Here is an 18,183-nt window from a genome sequence, read left to right as displayed (position 1 = left end):
CCACTCTGGCGTTCTGCACGCGTATGTCTGGTGGAGTCCTCTGCTCGAAGCGATTCGGTAGCGGAGATTCCGGTGGGCCGGCGAAGCGCCGCCGTACAGTAGCGCGCCTCCCGTCCGGCAGGAACCTGCCCCTACCAGAGGCAGCGCCGCCGGCAGCCCGTCGTGCGCAGGACGGTCAGGGTCTGGTCGGGCGGGGGCGGGAGATGAGGACTACCGGTGCGCAGCGCCGCCGCACTGTGAGCCTCGCGAGCCGCGCGCCCGGTTCCGCCCGCCCCCATGCTCCGAGCGTCCCGCCGGGGACGCCCAGTCTCCGCCCTCCTTCGGAAGGGCGTTTTGCTGGTCAGGTCCCGTGATGTAACGAGGTGCACGTCGTCAGCAGTCGCGCGTGCCCTGCGTCAGCGGCGGCGCAGCCGCTTGTCGGTGATGGGCGCGGTGGGGTCGATGTAGAAGTCGTCCGGGTTCACGTCGACGCCGGGCGGAACGATGTCGTCGATCTGGTCGAGGACTCAATCATGGAGCACTGGGTCCAGACCTGCCGCCACGAACTCCTGGACCGCACCCTCATCTGGAGCGAGCGCCATCTGCGCCACGCCCTCCGCCAGTTCGAGCAGCACCACAACACCCACCGGCCCCATCAAGCGATGAACCAGGCAGCACCACTGCGCGCGGTCCCTGAACCGATCACCGATCCGGGGCACATCTCCTGTCTGGACATACGCCACCGAGACCGGCTCGCCGGAGTGATCCACGACTACCGACACGCCGCCTGACCTGGTCGGACGAAATATTCGGCAGCCGCAGGGTCGGCACCGTCCGCCGCGAGTGCACCGACCGCCTACTCATCATGAACGAACGGCACCTGCGCACCGACCCGAACACCTACACCGACCACCACAACCGGCACCGCCCCCACCGATCCCCACACCAACGATCTCCCCAAGCCTCGGAGACCAGCCAGACGGCACCTGTCCTCCCCTTCGGTGGCCGCGTCCGCCGCACTCAACTACTCGGCGGCCCCATCTACGAGCACCAGCAAGCAGCCTGACGGCAGGAACACAAACGGCCTGATCATCAGCCCGAACCAGGGTTTTCACGCGGGTCACCCATACCGCTGCCCGGGAACCCGAGTGCCGCGGTTATCCGGATTTACCGACAGAGATCACGTTCATCTCGGTGAATTCACTCGGTATTACGCTGTCGTCAGCCATGACTTCTGAATCCACAGCAGCTCCCGACACCTACTGGTTTCGGGTGGCAATTCGAGCGGGCTTCGGCATCTCACCGGCAGAAGCGGACGCGGATTTCGCGGAGTTGCCGGGCTGCCGCGCCGCAGTCTGATTCCGGCCGGATCCACACACTTCCTCCGGTCAGTTCTGCGTCCACTCCCCCTCCTCGGCGCCGAACACACGCGTGGCAGGCCGGCCTGTGGGGCGAATGCGGCGAGGTCGCGCCTATCCTTTGGTTGACGGGTGAAGATTGTGCATTAGGGTGAATGCGGTCCTGTCGATCGCCACCGAACGGCAGGACATCCCAGGAAGTCCCGCCCCACCCGTTCCCAAGTAGCCCGTGTGCCAGCCAAGTTGATCCCTGGTGCCGTATCGAGACGGCGCCACAGCCGAATAGCGGACCCTTTCTGGGTGCTGGATGGGCATCCGGCACAGCGGAACCCGGTGCCGGTCATCGGCCTGCCCCCGGCAACCGCAACCGGATGCGCAGCGGTCCCCGCTCCCCACTGCTCTGACACTGAATTTCCCTCATGGTGATGACGATTCAATCTCAAGCGGGAGGCGCCCGGTGATATTCTCCCGTGCGTCGCGAGGACGCCGTGACGCAACGGATGCCACGGCACAGTCACCGGAATCAGCAGCGTCTCCTTCCACTCCCTCGCCCCAGGCGCCGAGTCCGCTGCCGGACCTCGTGCCGCTGACTGCGGAGGAAATCGCCCTGATGCGCGCGAGTGTGGCCGTGGTCGGCGCGTACGCAGCGGACATGACGGTGTATTTCTACGCCATTCTGTTCGCACGCTACCCCGAGGTGCGCGGGCTCTTCCCGGACAACCTGGACGTCCAGCGCGACCGATTGCTGCGCGGGCTGCTGCAGATCGTCGACCTCGTCGACGACCCGGAGAACCTGATCCGGTTCTGCGGCCGGCTCGGTCGCGACCACCGCAAGTTCGGGGCGCTGAACGGCCACTACCCCGCCGTGGGCGAGTGCCTGCTCGCATCCCTGGCCCGCTACGCCAGCCCGGCGTGGAGCCCGGAGCTGGCCGCCGCATGGACGCACGGATACGGCGTCGTCGCGCAGGTGATGATGCACGCCGCTGAGGAGGACGCTCGCACGGCGCCCGCGGTGTGGGAGGCGGAGATCATCCACCACCTGCACCGCGGCCATGGCATCGCGGAAATCACCGTGCGGCCCGACGCGCCCTACCCATACACGGCAGGTCAGTACGCGAGCGTGGAGACGCCCTGGCACCCCAAGACGTGGCGCTACTACTCCCCCGCGCACGCGCCGCGACCGGACAACACCGTGACCTTCCACGTGCGTGCGGTCGCCCAGGGCCAGGTCAGCCAAGGCCTGGTCTACAGCGCCAAGCCCGGGGACATGGTGCGGCTCGGACCAACTCAGGGCGACATGACGCTCGACCCGCGCAGCGACCGGGATCTGGTGTGCGTGGCAGGCGGGACCGGCATGGCCCCCATCAAGGCCCTGGTCGAGGACGCGGCCCGCACCGGGACAGAGCGCTACGTCGACGTCTTCGTCGGCGCTCGGACCGCCGAGGAGCTCTACGGCCTGGACGACATGCTCAGGATGTCCCAGCGGCACCACTGGCTCTCTGTGCGGGCCGCGGTGTCGCACGAGCGTATTGCGGGGCTGGAGGGTAGCCTGCCGCGGGTGCTGAACGAGTTCGGGCCGTGGTACCGGCACGAGGCGTTCCTCTCCGGCCCGGTGGACATGGTCACGCAGGCCAGCGCCACCCTGGCCCGGCAGGGCATCCCGCAGGAGCGGATCCATTTCGACCCCTTCGACGTGCCCGCACTCGAGGCCGCGTTACTGCCTCGGAAATTGCGGGAACCGCCCGAGGACTGAGCGTCCGGCCGACCCGGCCCCGGCCGTGCGGCCACTCGCTTGCCGCGCCCGCCTGCCGGACTCGGCATCGCCCCGTCCGCTCCCGGCCGTGCGGCCGCCGTACCACCGCCGGTGCGCCGGGCTCGCGTGAGCACCAGACCCCGAGCAGGAGAGAATCCGATGCAACTCCCCCCTTCGTCCGGCCCGGCTCCGCGCCGCCCATCGGCGCACGAGGCCGTCCTGGCGGCCGCCGAGGTGTTCATCCGGCAGTACGCCGCCGAGAACCCGGGCGACGGCGACCCGCGTCGGCGGCTCGCGGAGGTCACCGCGGAGGTGGAGCGCTTCGGCACGTACGAACACACTGCGGCGGAGGTGGCGTACGGCGCGCGGGTGGCCTGGCGCAACGCGGCGCGCTGCATAGGCCGGCTCTACTGGAACAATCTGATCGTGCGGGACCTGCGGCACGTCAGGCATCCCGACGACATCGCCAGTGAGTGCTTCGAGCATCTGCGGATCGCGACCAACGGAGGCCGTATCCGGCCGGTCATCAGCGTGTTCGCCCCCGATCGCCCCGGCCGTCCCGCTGCCAGGCTGCTGGGCGAGCAGTTGGTGCGCTACGCGGACGACCCGCGCAGCGCCCACCGGGTGGCGCTGGCCCGGGACTTGGGCTGGAAGGGCGGTGAAACACCCTTCGAGGTACTGCCGTTGCTGGTACAGCCCGGCTCCGGCCTCGCTCCGGAGTTTTACGAGGTGCCCGAGGACGCCGTGCTGGAGGTGCCGTTGACGCATCCGCGCCATCCCGGGTTCGCCGCCCTCGGTCTGCGCTGGTACGCGGTGCCGGCCGTCAGCGACATGTCGCTGGAGATCGGCGGGGTCACGTACCCGGCTGCGCCCTTCAACGGCTGGTACATGGGCACCGAGATCGGCTCGCGCAACCTCGCCGACACCGACCGCTACAACCTGCTGCCCGCCGTCGCCGAGCTGTTCGGCCTCGACACCCGCAACGAGCGCACTCTGTGGCGCGACCGCGCCCTGGTCGAGCTCAACCTGGCGGTCCTGCATTCTTACGAGCATGCGGGGGTGAGCATGGCCGACCACCACACGGAGTCGCGGCGGTTCCTCGCGCACGTGGACCGCGAAAGGCGGCACGGGCGCCCGGTGCCGACCGACTGGAGCTGGATCGTCCCGCCGCTGTCCGGAGGGGCGACCGCGGTGTTCCACCGCTACTACGACCCCGAGGACCCCGAGCTACGGCCGGCCTTCGTGCACCGGACCGCAGAGGTGCCGCGGGGGTGCCCCTACGGCGCTGCCTGAGTGGGCGGTTCGTAAGGCGATGTCCGTTTCTGGCTGAGGTGGGGTGTGACGCGACCGGGCTGTTTCGCTCGGACAACGGTGCTTCAGATCCGAGCGGTGTTTGATGCGGGAGGCACGGCTCGGGCGCGACCCGATCGATACAGGACACGCAACCGGTCGAATCTCCGCCGCCGAACCACAGACGAGGCGAACTCAGAACCGGATCACCGGCCGACCGCTGTCGTCCGGCGTGCGGGTTGGGCCGCGCACGGCGGCCGTTCGTGCTGAGCTCGTGCAGGATCTCCTCGACGCTCTGCTTGGCGTCGCCGAAGAGCATGCTGCTGTTGCGCACGAGCCCGCAAGGTGCCATCGCGCATCCCACCGCGCCGCGAAGCCGGCGGCTGCCTCGGGGGTGCAGTACGGGTCATTGGCGCTGCCCACCATCAGGGCCGGCCGGCCCGTGCGGGTCGGGCGGAGCGACCAGGAATGCGCCGCCCATCGCGCTTGAGGGGCGCTTGTTCAGCCAGATGGACGCAGCCCAGCAACCCAGGCAGGGGATGCGACGTCACGCGCGGTGTTGGGTCGAGCGGCTTGGCCCTGGACGCAAGCTGCCCGTCGTCCTGCGTGCGCTGCAGGGCGCCGGGGACGGGCGGGAAGAGCCACAGCGGCGGCCATGGTGCGCAGCGGCTCTGCCACCGGCGTGATCGCGGACCCTCAACGTGAACCACCCCCCGACGCGATTGCAGCTCGCGGAGGTGTCGCAGGACTTCCTCACTACGGCCTACGGCGGCCACGAATGCGTGAGATATGACTTTTCGCCCTGCGTAACGAAGGTGAAACGGCGGCCGCAGCATTCCGTAAAGAGGGTTCGCGACGATCGGGCACCTACACCGCCCAGCGCAACATCCGGAGCCAGATCGCGTGACTGCTACAGAATCCGCCCACACGCCCCTCGACGGTCCCGGCACGGGCGCCACCCCCGAGCCCAAGCGCCTGCGCACCGGGGCACTGGGCATGTGGGGCGTCGTCTTCACCGTGCTGGCCACGGCCGCTCCCATCACCGCCATGACAGGCAACGTGCCCATCGCGATAGGCTCCGGAGCCGGCACGGGGACCCCGGCCACCTTCATCTTCTGCACCGCCGTTCTGGTGATCTTCACCATCGGCTACTCCGCGATGGCCCGGCACATCACCGCCACCGGCGCCTTCTACGGTTTCATCACCCGTGGCCTGGGCCGGGTCGCCGGGCTGGCCAGCGGCCTCATCGCGACCCTTGCCTACGTGGTCTTCGAGGGTTCGCTGATCGGGATCTTCGCGTCCTTCTTCAAGACGGACGTGGAGACCTTCGGCGGGCCGAAACTGAGCTGGATCGTCTACGCGCTCTTCGGCATCCTCGCCATCGCGGTACTCGGCTACTTCGACATCGAGCTCTCCGGGAAGGTGCTGGGAGTCTTCCTGGTCGCCGAGGTGCTGATCCTGCTGCTGATGGGCGGCTCGGTGCTCTTCCACGGCGGCGGCCCCGACGGGCTGATGACCGGCTCCCTCGACCCGGCAGGCGGTTTCACCGCGGTGGCCGGCGGCAGCGTGGCGATCGGTCTGTTCTTCGGTTTCTGGTCGTGGGTGGGTTTCGAGACCACCGCGGTCTACGGCGAGGAGTCCCGCAACCCGACCCGGATCATCCCGCGCGCCACCCTGCTCGTGGTCATCGCGCTCGGCGCGCTCTACACCTTCGTCTCCTGGATGACCATCGCGGGCAACGGCGCGCACAACGCCGTCACCATCGCCCAGGGCGGTACCGGCAACCCCTTTGACCTCTTCTTCGGCATCACCCAGAAGTTCGTGGGTGTGTGGGCCAAGGACCTCTACCAGGTCCTGACCGTCACCGGCTCCTTCGCCTGCGCGCTGGCCTTCCACAACTCGGCCTCCCGCTACCTCTACGCGATCGGCCGCGAGGGCCTGCACAAGGCCGTCACCCCGCTCGGCGCCACCCACGACAAGCACAAGTCCCCGTGGGTCGCCTCGATCGTGCAGTCCGTGATCACCCTGGTCATCACCTTGTACTTCTTCCTGTTCCAGGCCCCCAGCAAGGCCGCGCCGGACGTGGCGTACTACTACGAGTTCGGCCTGCTGGCGATCATGGGCACGATGGGGATCCTCATCGTCCAGGCGATCTGCTCCGTCTCGGTGATCTGGTACTTCCACGGCGGCAAGCGCCACCCGGAGACCCGTAGCTGGTGGCGGACTCTGCTCTGTCCGGCGGTGGGCGCAGCGGGCATGGGCTACGTCGTCTACCTGCTGTTCAGCAACCTCTCCTTCGCGGCGGGCGCCGCCTCCAACAGCCCCGTCTACACCCTCACCCCGTACCTGGTGATCGGTGTGGGCGTGCTGGGCGCGGTGATTGCGCTCGTGCTCCGGTCCACCGACCGGGCGCGCTACGAGCAGATCGGCAGCACGGTTCTGGCCGAGTCCCACGAGCGCTGAAAGCCCCTCATGCGTACCGCAGAGAGAGTTCGGAGAGGTTGACAGTATGGTCTACCGCAGCACTCTGCGTGGCGAGCGGTTCACGTTCGCCACGCTGCCCGAGCTGCTGGCCAAGGCGAACGAGGTGAAGTCGGGTGACCAGCTCGCCGGACTCGCCGCACGCAGCGAACGGGAGCGAGTAGCGGCCAAGCTCGCCCTGGCCGACGTGCGGCTGGCCGAGATCGCCGCGACCGCCGTCGTGGAGGACGCGGTGACGGAGGCGGTCTCCGTGCCCGCCGACCCGGCGCGCTTCGCGGAGATCGCCTCGCTCACCGTGGGTGAACTGCGCGAGTGGGTCCTGGAGCCCGACTTCCGGCAGCACTGGTCGGGTGGGCTGCACGCGGCGATCACCCCGGAGATCGCCGCCGCCTGCGCCAAGCTGATGAGCAATCTGGACCTGGTGGTGGCGGCTGCCCCGCTGCGCCGTACCACCCGCTGCCGTAACACCATGGGCGGTGCGGGCGTCTTCGGTTCTCGCATCCAACCCAACCATCCCACCGACAGCGTGCGCGGCATCATGCTGTCCGCGCTGGACGGCCTGGCGTTCGGCTGTGGCGACGCGATGATCGGCGTCAACCCAGCTACCGAGTCCGTGCCGGTGATCGGCGAGGTGCTGCGTGGCGTGCACGAGCTGATCGCCCGGCTGGGCATACCCACCCAGTCCTGCGTGCTGGCGCACGTCACCACCCAGCTGGCCGCGCTGGAGGCGGGCGCACCCGTGGACCTGCTCTTCCAGTCGGTCGCCGGGACGGAGGCGGCCAACGCGAGTTTCGGCATCGACCTCGGCCTGCTCGCCCGCGGCCGGGAGGCTGTGCTCGCCCACCACGCCGAACGGGCGGGCGAGTTCGCCGGCGATCAGGTGATGTACTTCGAGACCGGCCAGGGCAGTGCGCTCTCCGCCGAGGCCCACCACGGCGTCGACCAGCTCACCCTGGAGGCGCGGGCGCAGGCAGTGGCCCGGCTCTACGACCCGTTCCTGGTCAACTCGGTGGTCGGCTTCATCGGGCCGGAGTACCTGGCCGACTCGGTGCAGATCACCCGCGCGGGCCTGGAGGACCATTTCGTCGGCAAGCTGATGGGCGTACCGACCGGCGTGGACGTCTGCTACACCAACCACGCGGACGCCGACCAGAACTCCAACGACAACCTGCTGGTGCTGCTCGCCTCCGCCGGGTGCGCCTTCGTGATGGCCATCCCGGCCGGGGACGACGTGATGCTCAACTACCAGACCACCAGCTACCACGACGTGGTGAGTGTCCGCCGGACGCTGGGGCTGCGCACCGCTCCGGAGTTCGAGTTCTGGCTGGCCGAGATGGGCATCCGCTCCGACGGCCGCCCGGGCGGCGGAGCGCACGCCCTGCCGACCAGCCCGGCCGAGCTCGCCTCCGCGCTGGAGAGCAGTGGAGCCCTGCGCGAACTCCTCCCTGGAGGTGTGGCGTGACGGAGCACATGGAGCTCTCCGCCCCTTTTGCCGGCCCGACGCCCGCGGAGCGAACCGCTGCCTGGCTGCGCGCGGCGACCCCCGCTCGTATCTTCACCGGCCGGGCGGGCAGTTCCTACCGCACCGCCACCCTGCTGGCCCTGCGCGGCCACCATGCGGCCGCGCGGGACGCGGTCTCCACGCCGCTGAACCTCGACGCCCCCGGGATGACCGCGCTGGCCGACCGCTTCCCCTGGACGGTGGTTGCCACCATGGCCGACTCCCGGCACCGTTACCTGCGCCGCCCCGACCTGGGCCGGCGCCTCACCCCGCAAGCGCGGCAGACGATCCGCGCCGAGCACGGACCCGGCCCGGACGTGCAGCTCGTGATCGGCGACGGGCTGTCCTCCACCGCCGTACACGCCCAGGTGCCGGCTCTGCTGCCACTGGTGCACGAGGGCTGCGCGGTGCGCGGCTGGTCCGTGGGCCGTCCGATCGTGGTGCGGCAGTGCCGGGTCGGAGTGCTCAACGAGATCGGCGAGCTGCTGGACCCGGCGGTGGTCGTGCTGCTGATCGGTGAACGTCCGGGCCTCGCGACGGCGGAAAGCCTTTCCGCGTACCTGGCGTACCGGCCGCGTCCCGGACACACGGACGCGGACCGCAACCTCCTCTCCAACATCCACCGCGCGGGGATTCCGGTGCGGGAAGCCGCGAGCCGGATCATCGGGCTGGTGGAGGCGCTGATGACCGACGGGCGGAGCGGGGTGGCCGTCAAGGAGCCTGCCGCACTGGAGAGCTGATCCAGCACCCCGTCGGCCGTGCCGCGATGCGCCGTCGATCGTCTGCGGCGCCGTCACGCGCCATGCACCAAGCGACCTCGCCCCAACCACTGACCGGTCGTCCGGGGGGGGGGCGGGAGCGGCTCCCGGCCCCCCCGCCGCGTTCAGGCGACCCGCGTGAACTCCACGGTCACCTCCGGTGGCCCGCCCGCCACCCCCCGGTACACGCCCTTGTGCGGGGGCACGTCGTCGTAGTCGCGGCCGCGGCCGACCACCACGTGGGACTCGTCGGCGCGGGTGCGGTTGGTCGGGTCGTAGCCGCACCAGTCGCCCGCCCAGTACTCGATCCAGGCGTGGCTCTGCCCGGCGACCGGGCGGTGCAGCTCGGCCTCCTTCTCCGGGTGCAGGTAGCCGGACACGTAGCGGGACGGCAGCCCCAGGCCCCGCAGCAGGGCGATGGTGACGTGGGCGATGTCCTGGCAGACGCCCGTGCCCTGCTCCCAGGCCTCGGCGGCGGAGGTGTTCACGCCGGTGGTGCCGGGCAGGTACGACACCCGGTCGGCGACCAGCGAGGAGACGGCGACGGCCGTCTCGTGCGGGTCGAGGCCCGCCGTGACCTCCCGCGCGTGGGCGATCAACTCCGCCGGGACCGTCGTACGCACCGTCGGAATCGCGAACTCCAGCAGGCGGGAGCGCGCGGTGCGTTCGGCCACCTCCGCCCAGCCGGGCGGCCCGGGAAGCGAACCGGGCGGGGCCGTCTCCACCAGGCTGGAGGCGGTGATGGTGAGGTCGGAGTGCGGGTCCATCAGGTCGAAGCCGGTCACCTGAGTGCCCCAGTAGTCCCAGTACGACCAGGTCGCGGCCGCCGGGCCGACGGTCACCCGGCCGTCCAGGGTGGTCTGGCCGGGCAGCGTCAGCGGGGTCATACGGACCTCGTTGTGCGAGGAGACGGCGGCCTGCGCGTAGGAGACGCGGGTCTCGTGCCGGATGCGGAGGCGGCGGATTCCCTTGCTGGTCACCATCACGCTCCTTCCTGGGCCCACTCGACGGCCCCCTGGTACGGGAAGAACTGCTCCGCCACCGCGTCGGCGCACGTCATGCAGGCCTGCTGCAAGTCACCCAGCAGTACCGGTAGTTGCTCCTCAAGAGCGTGCGAGTCCAGGTACTCCAGGCGGGTACGCAGGCGGCCTATCGGGCGGCGTGCCGGGTCCTGGCGGGGGCGGCCCAGCGCGGTCAGGCACTCCTCGGCCGTCGTCAGCGCATGCAGCGCCGAGCGCGGGAAGTCCCGGTCCAGAAGCAGGAATTCGGCCACGCGCGGGGTGTCGCCGAAACCGCCGTACACGCGCGCGTAAGCCTCGTCCGCGCCGCTCGCGCTCAGCAGCGTCGGCCAGTCCGGCGCGTGCGCCGCGTCCAGCACGCGCACGCTCAGCAGCCGCACCGTCATGTCGACCCGCTCCAGACTCCGGCCCAGGATGACGAAGCGCCAGCTGTCGTCCCGGCTCATCGTGGAGTCGGCGAGCCCGAAGAAGAGGGCCGCGCGGCGCCGGACAAGTTCCAGGTAGGCGTACGGGCCCGTACGGCGGGCCGCGAGCCGCTGGTCGGCAAGGGCGTGCCAGGTGGAGTTGAGGCACTCCCACATCTCCGAGGAGACGGCCTCACGGGCGCTGCGGGCATTGAGCCGGGCGGCGCCCAGCGCACCCTCGATGGAACCGGTCGAGCGGGCGTCGAACGCGAGCTGGTCCAGCACCTGCTGCATGTCCACCGGTTCCGCCCCCGCGTCCACGCCGAGGATCGCGTACAGCGACCGGCAGGCCGCGTCCTCGTCGCGCCAGGGGTCCTCCAGCATGCGGTGCAGATAGGCGTCGAGGATCCGGCCGGTGGCGTCCGCCCGCTCGACGTACCGCCCGGTCCAGGTCAGCGCCTCCGCTATCCGGGAGAGGATCACGTCGTTCACTGCTGCGCCCCTTCCTGTACGACCGTGGTGGTGCCGTCGGGACCCAGCTGGCGGGGAGCGACGTCGGGCAGATCGCCGGAGCCGGCAGGGGCCGGCCGCTCGGCGGGGCCCTCGGCGAGTACCCAGGTGTCCTTGGAGCCGCCGCCCTGGCTGGAGTTGACGATCAGGTTGCCCTCCTGGAGGGCGACGCGGGTGAGGCCTCCGGGCAGCACCCAGACATCGTTGCCGTCGTGCACGGCGAACGGGCGCAGGTCGATGTGGCGCGGGGCCATGCGCTCGCCCGCGAGGGTGGGGGAGGTGGAGAGGGCCACGGGCCGCTGCGCGATGAAGCCGCGCGGGTTGGCGATGACGGCTTTGCGGGTGCGTTCGAGGGTGTCGGGGTCGGCCTTCGGTCCGATGACGATGCCCTGACCGCCCGCTCCGTCCACCGGCTTGACGACGAGCTGCTCGATCAGGTCGAGGACTACCTCCAACTGCTCTGGTTCGTCGGGCCGGTAGGACTCCACATTGGGCAGGACCGGTTCCTCGGACAGGTAGTACCGAATCAGATCCGGGACGTAGGTGTAGAGCAGCTTGTCGTCCGCGATCCCGTTTCCGACGGCGTTCGCGAGCGTGACATTGCCCGCCATCGCCGCGCTCATGATCCCCGGGCAGCCGATCACCGAGTCGGGCCTGAAGTGCAGCGGATCGAGGAAGTCGTCGTCCAGACGCCGGTACACGACGTGGACGGGCACCTCGCCGCGCGTGGTCCGCATCCACACGCGGTTGTTCCGGCACAGCAGGTCGTGCCCCTCCACCAGCTGCACACCCATCAGCCGGGCGAGCAGGGCGTGTTCGAAGTAGGCCGCGTTGTTGGGCCCGGGGGTCAGTACGACGACCCGGGGGTCGTCGGTCCCGGCGGGCGCGGCGGCGCGCAGGGCGGCCAGCAGACGGTGTCCGTAACCGTCGACGGGCAGCACGTGCTGCTCGGCGAAGAGGGAGGGGAAGATGCGGGTCATCGCGCGCCGGTTCTCGATCACGTACGAGACCCCGCTGGGCACCCGCACGTTGTCCTCCAGCACCCGGAAGTCCCCGGCCTCGTCACGCACGAGGTCGATGCCGGCGACGTGGATGCGCACACCACCGGGAGGCTCGATCCCGTGCGTGACCCGGTGGAAATGGGGGGAGTTGAGGAGCAGCCGCCAGGGCACGACGCCGTCCTCGAAGGCACGGCAGGGACCGTAGGCATCGGCGAGATAGGCCTCCAGGGCCCTGACTCTCTGGCCGACGCCGCGTTGTATGAGATCCCATTCGAGGGCGTCGAGGATGCGCGGCACGAGGTCCAGCGGCCACGGCCGCTCCTCGCCCGCGAAGGCGTAGGTCACACCACGGTCGGTGAACGACCGGGCCATCTGGTCGGCTCTGAAACGCAGTTCACTCGGTGCGATCGGCTGCAGCGCCGCCAGTACCGGCTCATAGGCGGTCCTGACCTCACCCGGCCGCACAAACATCTCGTCCCACGCGTCGGCCAACGCGTATGCGTCGAATATATCCGCCATGAGGGGACGTTAAGTGCGGCTCGTAACGCGACGATCTCTACGTGATTTCCGGCAGCGCACTCGCGGCTGCGCAGCCTGTGGGGTGCCAACAGTCTCGGGGGCACCCCGAGTGCGGATTGTCGGATGTTCGGCCTGACTCCCCTCGCATCTGGTCACACCCGGTCCCCCTTGCGCCTCCCGTCGCATCACCGTGTGCCGTTCGGATGTCCGTCGCTGCTGGTCAAGCCACATATCTGTACTCGCTGATCAGGCCGCCGAGAACCCGGCTGCGTAGGATTCGCGTGGTGTTCAGGGCGGGGACCGGTACGGGCTGCCGTTCAGCGAGCGGTGGCAATTGTCCTCGGGCCTGATGTGGGCGATGCCCGTTGTGATGCCGGGCGTACTCGTCGAGTACTCGCCGGGCATGGGTCTCGTTCCGTTCCATATCAGCACATGGTCGAGGGCCTCGCGTCGAAGGGTCCCGATGACCCGTTCACAGTGCGCGTTCATCCGTGGAGCGCGCGGAGCCGTCCTCACGACCTCGACGTTTTCGGACTCGAAGACCGCATCAAAGGGGTCGGTGTACTTGCCGTCCCGGTCGCAGACCAAGAAGCGCAGTGTTTTCGGCGTGCGCCGTGCTCGAGGAAGACCAGCGCGTAGACCCGGCTCAGATCCACCAGGTCGATGTCCAGGAAATCGCAGGCGAGGAACCGAGAATGCGCAGGTAAAAGCGCTGATCGCGCCGGCTAGGAAGCGGATCACCAAGCAAGACGGGCGCCGACCTGATCAGCTTCGCCCGCAGCTTCCTGGCCAACCCCGACCTCGTCGAACGCCTCCGCACGGCCTGCCGATCGCCCCCGTCGACGACGGCCCCGTACTACCAGGGTGCCGACACCGGCTACCTCACCTATCCCGCCTATCAGCACATGGCCTGACGCCCACGCGGGTGGGCCGACAGAGACGGCCCGGCCAGCCGTGCGCCCCCTGCGGACGGCGGAACGAGTCAGCCCGAACACCGCCGCATGCAGCAGTGGGCCGACATGCACCGCCATCAGAATCAGCCCCTTCTCGGCGAGTGTGACGGCCACACACAGGCGTAGTCGGCAACGGGGCGCCCGTCCGAGTGCGTCGCGAGGACGAGCGAGCGGGGGCGCTGCGCACGACGGGTTGCGAGGTCGTCGTCGGAGACCTGACGTGTACGGGCGACGTCGCCGACGCCCTGGCCGGTCGTCAAGCCGTCCGAGCAGTGGGTCCGATAGCCCTCCTAACGATCCGGTGGACTACGCGGCGTCCGGGGGCAGTTGTCCCCTGACGCCGCCCAGCAGCCGGTGCAGCAGCTCCAGCACCTCGGCCGCATCCGCCTCGGCGAGCCGCTCGAGGGCCCCGGCGGAGCGGGCGAGGAGCACCCCGCCGAACGCCGCGACCGCGATCTCCGCGCGCAGCCTGGGGCGGTCCAGGCCCTCGCGCTCGAAGCGCTCGCGCAGCGGATCGACCAGCCGCCGGTACAGGTGCGCCTGGCCGGTCTCGTGGACGTACGGATCGTCGGAGGGCAGCATGACGCTCTGCAGAAACGGGCTGGGACGGCGCTGCAGGCGCTCGAACAGGTCACCGAGCCGCTCTTGGTCCAGCAGGTCGGTGGGGGGCTCGTCACCGTGCTCGGACTGGACCAGGGCCAGGTAGAGCTGGGTCTTGCCGCCGAAGTAGCGGGCGATCAGTGCCGGGTCGACCCCGGCGCGTTCGCCGATCTCCCGGATGGTGGTGCGCTCGAAGCCGCGCTCGGCGAAGAGTTCGCCGGCCGCCTTCAGCAGTTCCTGACGGCTGCGGGCCGCGTCCCGTCGGCGCGGTGTCTCGCTCACCTGGGCGCTCCGCCCTCGTACTCCGGCGCTCCGCCCTCGGCCGCCGCCTCGTCGGCCATGCTCTCCTCCACCAGCAGTTCCTCGTCCACCGACCCCACCGACGGCTTCCCGCCCGCCCGGATCGTCACGCCGGGAGCCGCCGCGACACCGTGCCGGGGCAGCACGATGGTAACCACTCCGACCAGCACCCACACCGCGCAGCCGATCAGCGCGGCGGTGCCGTAGCCGTCGCCGGCGGGCAGCGCATGCCCAGGCGCGGTGTGGGCCTGCAGCACGGCTGCGCTCAGCGCGCTGCCGGTGGAGTAACCGACGTACCGCAGCACCTGGTTGAAGCTGACGGCGCTGCCGGTCTCCTGCGCCGGCACCGCGCCGACGATGAGTCCGGGCAGGACCGCGAACGTGCAGCCGACGCCCAGCCCGGCGATCGCCATCACCACGAACGACTCCCACAGCCGGTTCCGGGCGAACAGGAACACCAGGATCGACAGCAGCGACAGCCCGCAGCCGATCGGCAGCACCAGAACCGGGGCGGTGCGCCGGGCCAACACCGGTACGACCTTGCTGGACAGCACGCTGGCCACCGAGAACGGCAGCAGCACCAGGCCCACCACGGTGATCGAGGCACCGAAACCGTAGCCGGCGGAGCTCGGGGTCTGCACAAAACGCGTCATCAGCGACATCAGCAGGTACATCCCGACCCCGGCGACCAGCCCGGTCACGTCGGCGGTCAGCACCACGCGGTTGCGCAGCGAGCGCAGGTCGACCAGCGGCTGCGGGGTGCGCAGCTCGTGCCACACCCACCAGGCCAGCAGCAGCACGGCGCCGGTGGCGAGGGCGAGCAGGCCCGGTGCGCTCCCGCCCCAGCTCTCCGCCTCGCTGAGCACGAGCAGCACACCGCCCAAGCCCAGGCCGAGCAGGACGGAGCCGAGCGCATCGAGCGGCGCGGGCTGACGGGGCGCAGCCGCCGGCAGCACCAGCGCCCCGGCGGCCAGGGCGGCGGCGCTGACGATCGCACCGAACCAGAAGCCGGCGTGCACGCCGAAGGACTCGGAGATCAGCCCGGTGAGCGGATAGCCGAGGCCCACGCCGGCCACCGTGGTGATGGAGAGCATCGCGACGGCGGACCGGGCGCGTTCGCCGGTCAGGCGGTCGCGGGCGGTGGCGATGGCGAGCGGGGTGAGTCCGAGGCCGACGCCCTGCAGGGCGCGGCCCACCACCAGGACGGGGAAGCCCAGCGGGAGCGCGCCGAGCACACAGCCCACCAGGACGGTGGCGACGGCAGCGAGCATCGCCGTCCGCCGCCGGGGACCGTCGCCGAGGCGGCCCATCACGGGGGTAGCCACCGCGCCGACCAGCATGGTGACGGTCAGGGACCACTGGGCGTCGGAGAGCGAGACGTGGTCGACGGCGGCGATGGTCGGCACCAGCGGCGCGCCGAGGCTGCTGATGACCGCTACGACCGTGCCGAGGAAAAGCAGGACGGGCACCAGGGCCCGTTGCCGCAGACCTCCCGCGTACATGGTCCGCCACTCTCCCTCCACCATAGTCATCAGTTGATGTCTTCAGATGATGACATGGCATGCAGTCGAGGAAACCACGCACGGTCTGGCCGAGATGGGACTCACACTCGACCCCGATGCGCAGATCAGCGTTCGGGACTCCACCAGCGAGGTGCGCTGGCTCGTACTGCCCGGGCGTCCACCCGGCACCGGGGGCCTTACGGCAGAAGAACTCGTGCCACTGATCACCAGGGACGCGATGGTCGGCGTAGCCAAGGTCGCGACACCGTGAACGCGCCACTGGACACCGAGGGCCCGGCAGCGCCTCCCCGCTCCAACGGCGAGTTGCTGTTCGCCGAGCCATGGGAAAGCCGTGCCTGCGGCATGGCCGAGGACGCCGGGCTCACCACAGCGGTTCAGATCGCCCAGGCGCAGGTGAACAAGGCCGGTGACACCCTCGGAACCATCAAGGCCCGCATGTGCGCCCCGGTCCCGGCCGCCCGGCGCGGCCTGCATCAGCCCGCTCGGCCGACGTGGGCAGCAGGCGGCGAACATCGTGGTCCTGATGCAAAACAGCGCCCGGTCAGGTGAGATCCGGAAAGCCTCGCAGACGCCGGCATGCTCGGCAGGATGTCGTCCCGCAGGCGCCCCGGCCACGCCACCGCCGCCCGGTCGTAGATAACACGATGGCCGACACCGGCGTGCTGCCGCCGACGCTGGTTCTCCAGGTTGCTGCCCAGACGCTCCGCGTAGGGCGGCCGGCCGTCATGGTCGCTCGGCGGAAAGCGTTCTCGGAAGCGATGAATACGTTCGACGCGGCCGTGATCGACATCTGGTAGCGCACGCCGTAGCAGGGAGCGAAGCTGTCGCGGGCGGAGCGCTCTCGTTCGACCAAGTCCGCGGTCTGGTTGCGCGCCAGGCTACGGAAGTCGTTGCGGGCCTGAGAGAGGCACGCGAGGTACTCGCTGTAGAGGACACGGCGTGCGCTTATGAGGCGGTCATCCTGCTCCCGTCGCCACCGATTGCGGTCGAGTAACGCGGCCGGAAGCGGTGGTGATTAAGGCGCCGACTACGGCACTGGCCGGTGTTGTCCAAGGCATGGCCAGAGGGTAGGACCCGTGCCCCAAGAGCGTGCCGCCCCCGCGGTTACGCGTGAGGCCCCGCACCGCGCTTCTGGCGCTGGTGCGGGGCCTCGTCGGCGCCTGGCCTGCTACAGCTCGATGCCGATCTGCTCGATGTCGGTGAACTCCACGCCCAGGCCGTGGGCGCGGGTGTTGTTGGCGCGGAAGTGCATCTGCGCGAGGTCCTCGGCCGCGATCTGCTGGAGCTGCTGCTCGGTCGCGCCCCGCTCGCGGGCGGTGAACAGGCGGTCCGCATGCTCGGGCGGGAGGGCTTGGGTGATGTCGCGGATCCGGGTGTCGTCGGTGGTGCCCGGGCGGCGGTGAACCCGAAGCGGGCGCGGGTGGAGACGACCGGCCCAGGTCGTGGTCGCGGCCTGCTTCTTCGCCTTCGCCCTGACCTGCGGCTGCCACCGCTTCTTGACCTCGCGATCTATGCGCTCGCGCAGCTCCCGGCGGGGCCGCTTGAAGGCGGCAGTGGAGTGGCCGGCGCACTTCGTGGCCTTCGACCTGGTCCACCGATACGACGACCCGACTGGCTGGCCGTACGCCCGGCGCCGGGTGGCGTTGGAGGCGCTGTTCGCGGAGCGCAGCCTGACGACGCCGTGGGTACTGTGCCCGTCAACCCAGGCCCCGGGGTGACCAGGCTCCGGCAAATGCACAATTAATCGCGTGCACGCCCCGTGAACATGGCAAGCGCAGAACCAGCAATAATGGCGGTTGCCGCCAAACTCAACGAGCAACTACCAGAATCCACTGCGACAAAAGAGATAATAAATCCAAGGCCTAGCAGAAGAGTGGCCACCGCCTTCCACCAGAGCTTCAGATACACCATCCGAGCACCAATTGCGACACACGTCGCGACGAGTCCGGCACAATAAGCACCCAGCATCGAGCACTCAGCTCCCACGCTCCCGAAGGCCCATCAACGACACTAGCGCAAAAGGTACACCTAGATTACAACGATGTAAAAATAGAGAGGCATTGCCACGCAAAAGACACCGATAATGATCAAGGTGCTTCGCGCGGATCCGAATCGAGGCTCGCCCGATCTCCTGGCAAGCAGATCGCGAAGACCCCGCACATTAAACAGGAGGGCCACTCCAAAGCTCATGACGATCCCCGCAAGGAGGACCGCAACAATCAAACCCATCGGAA

At 69.7% G+C, this 18,183-nt stretch carries 17 protein-coding genes and 2 pseudogenes; 11 read left to right on the top strand and 8 right to left on the bottom strand.

The window, feature by feature from the left end; translation table 11 throughout:
* Positions 1 to 512: 512 nt before the first annotated feature.
* The 4 genes from ACFYZB_RS42455 to ACFYZB_RS42440 all read left to right on the top strand — a co-directional run bounded on the left by ACFYZB_RS42455 (position 513) and on the right by ACFYZB_RS42440 (position 4,383).
* Positions 513 to 770, top strand: a complete 258-nt coding sequence (locus ACFYZB_RS42455; RefSeq protein WP_388767242.1) for an integrase core domain-containing protein — start codon at positions 513 to 515, stop codon at positions 768 to 770.
* Between the two features lie 74 nt (positions 771 to 844).
* Complete coding sequence (locus ACFYZB_RS42450; protein ID WP_388767241.1) at positions 845 to 1,045, top strand: hypothetical protein; 201 nt, start codon at positions 845 to 847, stop codon at positions 1,043 to 1,045.
* A gap of 902 nt (positions 1,046 to 1,947) precedes the next feature.
* Positions 1,948 to 3,090, top strand: coding sequence for a globin domain-containing protein (locus ACFYZB_RS42445; RefSeq protein WP_388767240.1), 1,143 nt, complete (start codon positions 1,948 to 1,950; stop codon positions 3,088 to 3,090).
* A 159-nt stretch (positions 3,091 to 3,249) separates the two neighbouring features.
* Entirely contained in the window at positions 3,250 to 4,383 is a 1,134-nt protein-coding gene (locus ACFYZB_RS42440) for a nitric oxide synthase oxygenase (protein WP_388767239.1), read from the top strand.
* A gap of 192 nt (positions 4,384 to 4,575) precedes the next feature.
* Here ACFYZB_RS42440 and ACFYZB_RS42435 read toward each other — a convergent pair whose 3' ends face one another.
* Positions 4,576 to 4,806 carry a hypothetical protein gene (locus ACFYZB_RS42435; protein WP_388767237.1) on the bottom strand — a complete coding sequence of 77 codons (231 nt, stop codon included), beginning with the start codon at positions 4,804 to 4,806 and terminating at the stop codon, positions 4,576 to 4,578.
* 477 nt (positions 4,807 to 5,283) lie between these two features.
* Between ACFYZB_RS42435 and ACFYZB_RS42430 the strand changes: the two genes are divergently transcribed.
* From ACFYZB_RS42430 to eutC, 3 genes are read left to right on the top strand one after another with little or no spacing between them, the layout of a single operon-like run.
* Entirely contained in the window at positions 5,284 to 6,843 is a 1,560-nt protein-coding gene (locus tag ACFYZB_RS42430; protein WP_388767236.1) for an APC family permease, read from the top strand.
* 46 nt (positions 6,844 to 6,889) lie between these two features.
* Positions 6,890 to 8,323, top strand: coding sequence for an ethanolamine ammonia-lyase subunit EutB (eutB, locus tag ACFYZB_RS42425; RefSeq protein ID WP_388767235.1), 1,434 nt, complete (start codon positions 6,890 to 6,892; stop codon positions 8,321 to 8,323).
* The gene (eutC, locus tag ACFYZB_RS42420; protein ID WP_388767234.1) at positions 8,320 to 9,102 is read left to right on the top strand and encodes an ethanolamine ammonia-lyase subunit EutC; all 783 of its coding nucleotides are present in this window, start codon (positions 8,320 to 8,322) and stop codon (positions 9,100 to 9,102) included. Before eutB ends, eutC begins: the two co-directional genes overlap by 4 nt.
* 143 nt (positions 9,103 to 9,245) lie before the next feature.
* Here eutC and ACFYZB_RS42415 read toward each other — a convergent pair whose 3' ends face one another.
* The 4 genes and pseudogenes from ACFYZB_RS42415 to ACFYZB_RS42400 form a co-directional block, all read right to left on the bottom strand.
* Entirely contained in the window at positions 9,246 to 10,103 is an 858-nt protein-coding gene (locus ACFYZB_RS42415; protein ID WP_388767233.1) for a transglutaminase domain-containing protein, read from the bottom strand.
* Positions 10,103 to 11,035 (bottom strand): alpha-E domain-containing protein, encoded by a 933-nt coding sequence (locus ACFYZB_RS42410; protein WP_388767232.1) that lies wholly within the window; start codon positions 11,033 to 11,035, stop codon positions 10,103 to 10,105. Before ACFYZB_RS42410 ends, ACFYZB_RS42415 begins: the two co-directional genes overlap by 1 nt.
* Positions 11,032 to 12,573 (bottom strand): circularly permuted type 2 ATP-grasp protein, encoded by a 1,542-nt coding sequence (locus tag ACFYZB_RS42405; protein ID WP_388767231.1) that lies wholly within the window; start codon positions 12,571 to 12,573, stop codon positions 11,032 to 11,034. Before ACFYZB_RS42405 ends, ACFYZB_RS42410 begins: the two co-directional genes overlap by 4 nt.
* 220 nt (positions 12,574 to 12,793) lie before the next feature.
* Positions 12,794 to 13,259 (bottom strand): annotated as a pseudogene (locus ACFYZB_RS42400) (integrase core domain-containing protein); the annotation flags it as partial.
* Between the two features lie 66 nt (positions 13,260 to 13,325).
* Here ACFYZB_RS42400 and ACFYZB_RS42395 point away from each other — a divergent pair.
* A pseudogene (locus ACFYZB_RS42395) lies at positions 13,326 to 13,487 on the top strand (alkene reductase); the annotation flags it as partial.
* A gap of 345 nt (positions 13,488 to 13,832) precedes the next feature.
* Here the strand turns inward: ACFYZB_RS42395 and ACFYZB_RS42390 are convergent.
* Positions 13,833 to 14,408 (bottom strand): TetR family transcriptional regulator, encoded by a 576-nt coding sequence (locus ACFYZB_RS42390; protein ID WP_388767230.1) that lies wholly within the window; start codon positions 14,406 to 14,408, stop codon positions 13,833 to 13,835.
* Positions 14,405 to 15,952 (bottom strand): MFS transporter, encoded by a 1,548-nt coding sequence (locus ACFYZB_RS42385; protein WP_388767229.1) that lies wholly within the window; start codon positions 15,950 to 15,952, stop codon positions 14,405 to 14,407. Before ACFYZB_RS42385 ends, ACFYZB_RS42390 begins: the two co-directional genes overlap by 4 nt.
* Before the next feature lie 25 nt (positions 15,953 to 15,977).
* Here ACFYZB_RS42385 and ACFYZB_RS42380 point away from each other — a divergent pair, with 25 nt between their 5' ends.
* The 3 genes from ACFYZB_RS42380 (at position 15,978) to ACFYZB_RS42370 (ending at position 16,746) form a co-directional block, all read left to right on the top strand.
* Entirely contained in the window at positions 15,978 to 16,199 is a 222-nt protein-coding gene (locus tag ACFYZB_RS42380) for a nitrile hydratase subunit alpha (protein ID WP_388767228.1), read from the top strand.
* A complete protein-coding gene (locus ACFYZB_RS42375; RefSeq protein ID WP_388767227.1) occupies positions 16,196 to 16,498 on the top strand; it encodes a hypothetical protein in 303 nt (100 codons plus the stop codon). Before ACFYZB_RS42380 ends, ACFYZB_RS42375 begins: the two co-directional genes overlap by 4 nt.
* Before the next feature lie 95 nt (positions 16,499 to 16,593).
* A complete protein-coding gene (locus ACFYZB_RS42370; protein WP_388767226.1) occupies positions 16,594 to 16,746 on the top strand; it encodes a hypothetical protein in 153 nt (50 codons plus the stop codon).
* A 371-nt stretch (positions 16,747 to 17,117) separates the two neighbouring features.
* On the opposite strand, the gene tpg is transcribed toward ACFYZB_RS42370, so the two are convergent.
* Entirely contained in the window at positions 17,118 to 17,681 is a 564-nt protein-coding gene (gene tpg / locus ACFYZB_RS42365) for a telomere-protecting terminal protein Tpg (RefSeq protein WP_388767225.1), read from the bottom strand.
* Between the last annotated feature and the right edge of the window lie 502 nt (positions 17,682 to 18,183).

Origin of the sequence: Streptomyces sp. NPDC001852, from assembly GCF_042891825.1 — a bacterium.
Lineage (GTDB): Bacteria > Actinomycetota > Actinomycetes > Streptomycetales > Streptomycetaceae > Streptomyces.
This window is presented reverse-complemented; position numbering and strand designations above follow the sequence as displayed.